At 44.5% G+C, this 3,296-nt stretch carries 5 protein-coding genes, 3 tRNA genes and 1 pseudogene; all 9 read left to right on the forward strand.

From position 1 onward, the window contains the following. Positions 1-228: pseudogene (locus tag AB7E53_RS14685) on the forward strand (amidohydrolase); the annotation flags it as partial. Between the two features lie 105 nt (positions 229-333). After that, entirely contained in the window at positions 334-1,155 is an 822-nt protein-coding gene (locus AB7E53_RS14690) for a purine nucleoside phosphorylase I, inosine and guanosine-specific (RefSeq protein WP_079683320.1), read from the forward strand. Positions 1,156-1,188: 33 nt separating this feature from the next. Next, entirely contained in the window at positions 1,189-1,959 is a 771-nt protein-coding gene (locus AB7E53_RS14695; protein ID WP_079683319.1) for an SGNH/GDSL hydrolase family protein, read from the forward strand. A 160-nt stretch (positions 1,960-2,119) separates the two neighbouring features. Next, positions 2,120-2,192: transfer RNA gene (locus AB7E53_RS14700), tRNA-Gly, on the forward strand. Positions 2,193-2,239: 47 nt separating this feature from the next. Further along, positions 2,240-2,326, forward strand: a tRNA-Leu gene (locus AB7E53_RS14705). A gap of 7 nt (positions 2,327-2,333) precedes the next feature. After that, a tRNA-Leu gene (locus AB7E53_RS14710) sits at positions 2,334-2,417 on the forward strand. A 209-nt stretch (positions 2,418-2,626) separates the two neighbouring features. Continuing rightward, positions 2,627-2,866, forward strand: coding sequence for a 50S ribosomal protein L28 (rpmB, locus tag AB7E53_RS14715; protein WP_079683318.1), 240 nt, complete (start codon positions 2,627-2,629; stop codon positions 2,864-2,866). Between the two features lie 17 nt (positions 2,867-2,883). Then, positions 2,884-3,072 carry a 50S ribosomal protein L33 gene (rpmG, locus tag AB7E53_RS14720; protein WP_079683317.1) on the forward strand — a complete coding sequence of 63 codons (189 nt, stop codon included), beginning with the start codon at positions 2,884-2,886 and terminating at the stop codon, positions 3,070-3,072. Positions 3,073-3,087: 15 nt separating this feature from the next. Beyond that, on the forward strand, positions 3,088-3,240 hold the full coding sequence (locus AB7E53_RS14725; protein ID WP_079683316.1) for a DUF4295 domain-containing protein: 153 nt from the start codon (positions 3,088-3,090) through the stop codon (positions 3,238-3,240). The last annotated feature ends 56 nt before the right edge of the window (positions 3,241-3,296 follow it).

Here is a 3,296-nt window from a genome sequence, read left to right on the forward strand (position 1 = left end):
GAGATTAAACCGGGAACCCTGGCCGACCTGAGCCTGATTAATTTAAAGTCGCCCGCTTTCACTCCCAACTTCAACCTGGAATCGAACCTGGTATATGCTGCCAACGGAAGCTGTATCGATACGGTTATCTGCGATGGGAAGATCCTGATGCAGGATGCCCGTGTTGCCGGTGAAGAAGAGATTCTGGAAAAGGCAGCAGCCGTGGCATACGACCTGATGAAGAGGTAGAGGCTATGACTTTCGACTGGATGGCGCTCTGGTGTGCCATTCTGAATGCTATGTATTGAAATTATGTTTGTGGTTTTCACTTCAAGAAAGCAGAAATATAGAATTATGGAAGAACAGATGAAATTATACAACGAAGCAGCCGAATACATTGCTTCGTGCATTGGGGAGACTCCCCGGATTGCTATCATATTGGGTAGCGGATTAGGTGCCCTGGCCGAACAGCTTACCGATGCGGTTGTTGTGCCCTATAAAGAAATTCCACATTTTGCCCGCTCTACAGCCGACGGACACAAAGGAAATCTGATTTGCGGAAACCTGGGGGATGTAAGGGTGCTTGCCATGCAGGGCCGCTTTCACTATTACGAAGGTTATACCATGCAACAGGTTACCTTCCCCATCCGGGTGATGAAATTGCTGGGAGTGGAGATTCTATTGGTTTCCAATGCGGCGGGAGGTATCAATACAACGTTTAAGATAGGAAATCTGATGATCATTACCGATCATATCAATATGTTGCCCAATCCGCTGATCGGACCAAACAACGAGGCCTTCGGCACCCGTTTCCCGGATATGACGCGTACGTACGACCGCGAGCTGATTGCCCGTATGGAAGAGATAGCCCGCGAAAAGAACATTCCCTTAAAGCGGGGTGTGTATGTGGGACTGACCGGCCCATCTTACGAAACTCCGGCCGAATATGCTTTTTACGGAAAAGTCGGGGGTGATGCCATAGGTATGAGTACGGTGCCCGAAGTTATTATCGCACGGCACTGTGGTATCAGGGTGTTTGGGATGTCTGTAATTACCAACGAAGGCTATCACTTTGCCGACGATTTTGTGAACAGCGGCGAAGACGTCATCAAGGCAGCCAATGAGGCCTCTGCGATAATGACAACCCTTTTCAAGGCCCTGGTCGCCCGGATATAATATGTATACTATTATTTAATTTTATATACTACCATGAAAGATACGAGAAGAGATTTTCTTAAAAAAGGAATGGCTGCCGGTATGGGAGCTTTGTTTATCCCAGAATTGGCTAAAGCTGCGGTGGCCAACCAAACGGCTGTGAAGGCAGCGCCCCTTAAACTAAAAAAAGATGCTGTAATCTTGTTTCAGGGAGATTCTATCACCGATGCAGGCCGCGATAAGGCAAACAACCGTTGCAATACGCTGGAGCAGCTTGGTTATGGATATTCCCTTTTTACGGCGACAAGCATCCTGGAAAAACATGCGGCAAGTCAGCCTAAGATTTATAACAAAGGTATCAGCGGCAACAAAGTATTTCAGTTACGTGAACGATGGGAGATGGATTGCCTGGCACTGCAACCCGACGTACTGAGTATATTGATTGGGGTGAACGATTACTGGCATACGTTGAGCGGAGGTTATAAGGGAACTGTAGAGATCTACGAAAACGACCTGCGCGATCTGCTGAAATATACAAAAGAAAAATTACCCAACGTACGCTTCGTTATTTGCGAACCTTTTGCCTTAAAAGGCGGATCGGCCATCGAAAACGAACGTTGGTTCCCCATGTTCGATGCCTACAGGGTGGTAGCGGCAAAGCTGGCCAAAGAATTTGACGCCATATTTGTTCCCTTCCAGTCGGGATTTGATGCCGCCATGAAGGTAGCCCCTGCACGGTATTGGGCAGGCGACGGCGTACACCCCGATCTGCCCGGCCGCCAGCTGATGGCTAACATGTGGCTTGAAGCAACGGGATTAAAATAAAAGCATGCAGCAGACAACTTGCAGAAAGTGCGGAGAGCAAATATAGAAGTATATCTTTTTATAACTGGTTGATATCCTTGATGGAGTAAAAATGTTGTGAAAAAAATAACAAAGATGTTTGGTCAGTATTAAAATAACCTCTATATTTGCACCCGTTATCGCGAAAGTAGCTCAGTTGGTAGAGCATAACCTTGCCAAGGTTAGGGTCGCGGGTTCGAGTCCCGTCTTTCGCTCAAACAAAAGAGTAGCATGAGGTTACCTTTCAAAAAGTGTTGAAGCAGCCCGGGTGGCGGAATTGGTAGACGCGCTAGTTTCAGGTACTAGTGTAAGTAATTACGTGCAGGTTCGAGTCCTGTTCCGGGCACCACTTCTATGCGCAGGTGGTGGAATTGGTAGACACGCTACTTTGAGGGGGTAGTGCCGGTTTCGGTGTGTGAGTTCAAATCTCATCCTGCGTACTGCGAAAGCAGGCTACTCTAGGTGGGTGGTCTGCTTTTGTTATTTAGCTCCTTTTCTATACGTGATGCTAGTCTGGAAAATGAGATAAATATGTTTTTATTAGGGTAAAAAGTTGCGTAAGCTGAAAACTATGATTAACTTTGCGCCCTGATTATGAGAGATTATATCGAATAGTTGCAAGTAATATAAAAAATAAAGGAAGATAGCGATGTCTAAGATTTGTCAAATTACCGGAAAAAAAGCAATGGTTGGCAACAACGTTTCGCACTCTAAAAGGAGAACGAAGCGTAAGTTTGATGTTAACCTGTTCACAAAAAAGTTCTACTGGGTAGAGCAAGATTGTTGGGTTAGCCTGAATATTTCAGCCGCAGGCTTGCGTACTATCAATAAGATAGGATTGGATGAAGCAATTAAAAAAGCTGCTGAAAAAGGTTATTTAAACGCTTAATTTGGAGGAAATAAGAAATGGCAAAGAAAGCAAAAGGAAATAGAATTCAGGTTATTCTTGAGTGTACTGAACACAAAGAAAGCGGTATGCCCGGTACTTCCAGATATATCACTACGAAGAACAGAAAGAATACAACAGCAAGAATTGAGTTGAAAAAATACAACCCAATCTTGAAGAAGATGACAGTTCATAAAGAAATTAAGTAATAAGAGATTTAAACAATGGCAAAAAAAGTAGTAGCAGCGTTTAAAAAAGGCGACGGTCGTACTTACTCTAAAGTAATCAAGATGGTAAAGTCTCCGAAAACAGGTGCATATACCTTCCAGGAAGAAATGGTTCCTAACGAAGCTGTAAAAGATTATTTCGCGAAATAATTGCACGCAAACGCATAAAAAAAAGGATGTCCCCCAAAAGGACATCCTTTTTTATT

Source organism: Macellibacteroides sp., from assembly GCF_050251695.1.
Classification (GTDB): domain Bacteria; phylum Bacteroidota; class Bacteroidia; order Bacteroidales; family Tannerellaceae; genus Macellibacteroides; species Macellibacteroides fermentans.

Bases quoted from the DNA above. Each gene is read 5' to 3' on its own strand.
- AB7E53_RS14690 (WP_079683320.1), top strand. From the start codon at position 334: ATGGAAGAACAGATGAAATTATACAACGAAGCAGCCGAATACATTGCT.
- AB7E53_RS14695 (WP_079683319.1), top strand. From the start codon at position 1,189: ATGAAAGATACGAGAAGAGATTTTCTTAAAAAAGGAATGGCTGCCGGT.
- rpmB (WP_079683318.1), top strand. From the start codon at position 2,627: ATGTCTAAGATTTGTCAAATTACCGGAAAAAAAGCAATGGTTGGCAAC.
- rpmG (WP_079683317.1), top strand. From the start codon at position 2,884: ATGGCAAAGAAAGCAAAAGGAAATAGAATTCAGGTTATTCTTGAGTGT.
- AB7E53_RS14725 (WP_079683316.1), top strand. From the start codon at position 3,088: ATGGCAAAAAAAGTAGTAGCAGCGTTTAAAAAAGGCGACGGTCGTACT.